General features: G+C 50.3%; 3 protein-coding genes. All 3 read right to left on the bottom strand.

Annotation, left to right across the window (positions count from 1 at the left end):
* Positions 1 to 285: 285 nt before the first annotated feature.
* Genes ACFQEY_RS14475 through ACFQEY_RS14485 form a run of 3 tightly spaced genes read right to left on the bottom strand, consistent with a single transcriptional unit; the run spans position 286 to position 3,769 of the window.
* Complete coding sequence (locus tag ACFQEY_RS14475) at positions 286 to 1,485, bottom strand: thiolase family protein (protein ID WP_379769854.1); 1,200 nt, start codon at positions 1,483 to 1,485, stop codon at positions 286 to 288.
* A gap of 18 nt (positions 1,486 to 1,503) precedes the next feature.
* Positions 1,504 to 2,283: an enoyl-CoA hydratase/isomerase family protein gene (locus tag ACFQEY_RS14480; protein ID WP_379769856.1), complete on the bottom strand. Its 780-nt coding sequence runs from the start codon at positions 2,281 to 2,283 to the stop codon at positions 1,504 to 1,506.
* A complete protein-coding gene (locus tag ACFQEY_RS14485) occupies positions 2,273 to 3,769 on the bottom strand; it encodes a class I adenylate-forming enzyme family protein (RefSeq protein ID WP_379769858.1) in 1,497 nt (498 codons plus the stop codon). The genes ACFQEY_RS14480 and ACFQEY_RS14485 overlap by 11 nt, the downstream gene beginning before the upstream one ends.
* Between the last annotated feature and the right edge of the window lie 105 nt (positions 3,770 to 3,874).

A 3,874-nucleotide genomic window follows, 5' to 3' on the forward strand; every position in this document is an offset into this window, starting at 1 on the left:
GGAGACCATCCCTGAGGATGTAGACTGACTCCCTGCTGGCAGACCATGTGTCTGTCATAGGCCACCACCTACGAGATAGTGACGAAATCAGACGGGGCTAAACACGTACGAATATCTTTTCTCCGCACGTCTCGCACTGTTGAAACAGAAGTTGTTCGTTCGTGGCACCGTCCCAGAATGGTTTAGCGTACGGTTCATTCTCGATAACGGGGAGTGGTTTGTCATACCCCGCAGTCGCTCGCCGGTTGTGTACTCTCAACGCGATTTCGCTTAGGTTTTCCATTTTCATTCACCTCTTTCTAACACAACTACCGTGTTGTTTTGCAGGTTCTTTTTGTAGCTGATTCCGCCGACGCCAGTGACGATACCATACTCGGCGTCGGGCACTTGGCGCTCACCGCCCTCTCCTCGGAGCTGTCGAATGCCCTCAAGGAGTTGGACGAATCCACCGGCCATTCCGGCCTGTCCTACCGACAGCTGCCCGCCAGATGTATTCACGGGGAGGTCACCATCATACATGAGATCGTTTTCCTCGACGAATTCTCCCCCGGCTCCTTTTTCGCAGAAGCCCATGTCCTCAATTTGCATCAACACGACCGACGGATAGTCGTCATACGGTTGGAAGAAATCCGCATCGGCGGGATCAATCCCTGCCCGTTCACAAGCGAGCTGTCCCGCACGAACGATACCTGTTGTTGTTGCATCGGGTTTAGCAGAAAGATCAGGGCTATGGTGCTCACCGAATCCAGAGATTAATACGGAATCAACATCTAATTCGGCTGCTTTCTCGGCAGACGTCAGCAGGTAACCAAAGCCACCGTTAACCGGCATGACGGTATCCAACATCCTAATTGGAGAGGAAATCATGGGGGATTCTTTGTATTCATCTAGATCGTATGACTCATCGAAATAGGCGAGCGGATTCCGAACTGCGTGTTCGCGCTGAGTTACCGCGATTTCCCCGAATTGGTCGATTGTTGTTCCATATTGCTCCATATGAGCTCGTTGAACCAAAGCCAGTCGTGTGTTTGGCCCCTGGTTTCCGAACGGATCAAGATAATTCCTGGTGAATCCCCGGGGATCGGCAGGGAACAGTGTGTCTAGATCTTTATAGGGATCCATAGGGGCGTCCGCACCAAGACACAACATCGTATCGACAACACCATTCTCTACCGCGGATGCCGCTTGGATTAGCAGGGATGTCGCACTTGCCCCCCCGTGATCTACTGATTGAATCCAGTTTAGATCCTCCAAACCAATCGTTTCCGCCATAACGGATGGATAAATGAACGGAGTTTCGGCTGTTGGGTTTATCATTCCAAAACCGTCGACATTATTCATCTCTACCCCAGCATCCTCGAGCGTCAGTTCTGCTGCCTGCTTATAGTACTCCTCCATGCTGTGGTAGGCTTCACCTCGATTTTCCCGTGCTCTACTCTTTTCGGTTTCACCGATTCCCGCGATTACAGTTTTGTTGAACTTCATTGTTGGGCTCCTATGTTCTTATCGACCTTTCCACTCAGGCTCACGTTTCGCGAGGAATGCGTTCATCCCTTCACTCCGATCTTCGGTTTCGAACGCGATATCTGCGGCAAGCGATTCAAATAGAAGTCCTTCACGGAGAGACGATCCCCGCCAAACCTCATTGAGTGCCGCTTTTGCGGTCTGAAGCGCTATGGGTGGTTTATCTGAGAACTGTTCTGCGAACTCAATGACCACTTCCATTAATTCGTCTTCTCCGGCTACTTTATCAACAAGTCCTATCGATTCTGCTTCTATGCCCGAGAGTCGTCCCCCCGTGAAGATCAGTTCCTTCGATTTTGTAACACCAATTAACCGGGGCACACGCTGCGTGCCACCTGCCCCCGGGAACACTCCGAGATCAATCTCAGTAAACCCAAGTTCTGCATCGCTGTCGGCAATTCGAAAGTCACAACATGCTGCCAACTCGACTCCTCCACCAAGCGCAACACCCTCGATTGCGGCGATGGTCGGCATCGGGAAATCCTCAAGTTTTTTCTGCACCTGTCGGAGGAGACCGATGTCAGATGTGGCTGTGAGCAGCTCTCCATCTTGAAATGCCAAAAGATCAGCTCCTGCACAAAACGTGTTGTCTGCCCCACGTAAAATCAGCGATTTTACCGCGTCGTTCATTTTCAGCTCTTCAAGGCCGCTGTTAAGATCTTCCAGCATCTCAACGTTGATTGTGTTATTATTTTCTGGACGATTTAATGTTATTATTCCGATGTTACCATCTACTTCCGTGGTTACCTTATTCGTCATGATTGCTCCCCTCAATGTGTTCCTTAATTTTGCTCCTATATATCTTCCCGCTGGTAGTTTTTGGGAACTCCTCGCTCCCCCAGAAGTAGAACGCTTTAGGACGTGCGTGGGATGGGATATCTTCATGGTCTCGAAGATACTGTTCTAATTCACTTTCCGACACATCATTAGTGGACCTGACGACTGCTGTGACCTCTTCACCCCACTCCTCACTTGGCAGGCCGATCACTGCCGCCTCAACTACACCTTCTACTTCGGTGACAGCTTCCTCAATGGGATTGGGGAAGACGTTGATCCCGCCGCTTATTATCATGTCATCAGTTCGACCAACTATGAAGAGATCGCCGTCTTCGTCTTTCCGAACAGCGTCACCAGAGTACCACCATCCATCGCGGAATATCTCGTTTGTTTTCTCCGGATCATCGAGGACGTATTCCGCCCGGGCCGGACTGGAGATTATCAATTCTCCCGATTCACCTGGCGCGACTATTTCGTCTGGATTCGCCTTCCCGCCCGCTTCCGTTAACTTCACAGCTCGGGCCTCGACGGTCGGCGGACCCTGTCCGAGGCAATCTGGTTTTTCCTTGTAAACATCCGCAAGTTGTCCGCTGAGAGCGGCTGCCTCAGAAGTCCCATAAATGGAGTAAAACTCAGTGGTAATGTGTTCGTTTACCGTCTTGATCGAATTTGGATCCATTTTCTCCCCAGCGAAGAACCCATGGCGGACTGATGAAAAATCGTAATTTTCTATATCCTGTTGTAGGGCCATTCTAAGCGGCGTTGGAACGCCGCCGAATACCGACACGCGTTCTTCCTCAATCGCCTCCAAAAAGGGGACCGGCTCGTATTCTTCTAAGAAAATTAATTTTGCGCCGTTTAAGATAGCAGGGAATGTAAAGTATACCCACCCATGGAACCCAGGCGTAAACATGTTTACCATACTATCATCCGAGCGGAGGTCGTATGCATTGCCGCAGATACTCCCTGAGAAAACGACCCCCTCGTTCGACCAGACGAGTCCTTTTGGGATACCAGTCGTTCCTGAAGACCAACTTATAAGTCCGACATCACCGCGTGAAACCTGGGTGTCCGGTGGGTCAGACGTATACTCGGACTCAAGATCCGAGAAAGCCACGCTATTAGGGCCGGCAGACCCATTTACCGAGATCTCGGTGTCTAGGTCCACGGTTTCCCTGATATACGATATTTTCTCCTCGACACGCTCGTCGTAGACGAAACACTCGGGATCAAACCGTTGACTGAGCTTTTGGAGTCTACCTTTCGATTCACGTAAGTTAAAAAAGCAGGGTTCTAGCCCGATATACATAGAAGCTATATATGAGACGATGAGTTCTGACGTGTTCTGCCCCATGAACCCGACGCGATCGCCTTTCGAAAGCCCGAGGTCAAGATAGGCATTCGCCATCTTATTCAGTTCCTCATTGAATTCGGCGTAGGTCCATCGAATATCTTCATCTCGGAACACAATCTTCTCTTGATCACTCAGCTTTGAACGTTAGCGTCGGCTGTTGAGTGAACGAAAAGGTGGTCGATCTCTTGCATAAGGTCATCGACGCCACGATCATCGTTG

This window comes from Halorubrum trueperi, from assembly GCF_042662525.1.
Classification (GTDB): Archaea; Halobacteriota; Halobacteria; order Halobacteriales; family Haloferacaceae; genus Halorubrum; species Halorubrum trueperi.

Bases quoted from the DNA above. Each gene is read 5' to 3' on its own strand.
- ACFQEY_RS14475 (WP_379769854.1), bottom strand. From the start codon at position 1,485: ATGAAGTTCAACAAAACTGTAATCGCGGGAATCGGTGAAACCGAAAAG.
- ACFQEY_RS14480 (WP_379769856.1), bottom strand. From the start codon at position 2,283: ATGACGAATAAGGTAACCACGGAAGTAGATGGTAACATCGGAATAATA.